This window comes from Rhodococcus jostii NBRC 16295 (assembly GCF_001894825.1).
Lineage (GTDB): Bacteria > Actinomycetota > Actinomycetes > Mycobacteriales > Mycobacteriaceae > Rhodococcus_F > Rhodococcus_F jostii.
This window is the reverse complement of the sequence record NZ_BCWY01000270.1, coordinates 1-693: the sequence shown is the minus strand read 5'-3', so window position 1 is coordinate 693 and position 693 is coordinate 1. Positions and strand designations below refer to the sequence as shown.

The following is a 693-nucleotide window of genomic DNA, read 5'->3' as shown; positions in this document are numbered from 1 at the left end:
GTCGGCGAGCATGATGCGCCAGACGTGATCGGACAGGTGCCGCTTGAGGCTGCGGGTCGCGGCGCGGGGGCTCTTGCCCTCGGCGATCTTCTTGTCGTAGTACGCGCGCCCGGCGCTGGCGGGCATCCGAATCTGGACCATCGCGATCGTGTAGAGCGCGCTGTTGAGTTGCCGGTCCCCGTACCGGGACAGGCGGTGGCGGTCGGTGTCGGCGCTGGCGATCTGCACCGGCGCCGAGCCGTTGTAGTTCGCGTAGGCCGCGGCTGTCGGGAACCGGCTGACTCGTCCCGTTCGCCCGATCAGGCGGGCCGCGGTCACCGAACCGATCCCGTCGACCTCACGCAGACCGGTGCCCTGCGCGTCGAGCGCACGGGTCATCTGCTTCTCGTTCTCGGCGAGTTGACCATCGAGGCGGCGGATGTCGGCGATCAGGTCGCGGCACAGGCCGACGCGAATCCGGTCCACCTCGCTGCGGGCGCGGAAGCCCCGCAACAGTGCGGTGGCCGCGGCCGCGGTCAGCGATGTCGGCGCACCGCCGGCCAGCAACTGTCGCAGCAGCGCGTGCAGCTGATTGACGATGCGAGTGCGGCTGCCCGACAGGTTCGTTCGACGTTCGTCGAGCAAGGCCAGGACATCGGTCGGACCCTCGGGGGCGACCGGGCGGGCGTCGCCCTGCAGGGCGGCCACACACGC

The 693-nt window shown here is 70.9% G+C and carries 1 protein-coding gene; it reads right to left on the bottom strand.

Going from position 1 to position 693, the window contains the following annotated elements:
• The coding region (locus RJ1_RS45140) for a transposase (RefSeq protein WP_073371187.1) at positions 1–693 on the bottom strand (693 nt) is incomplete at both ends.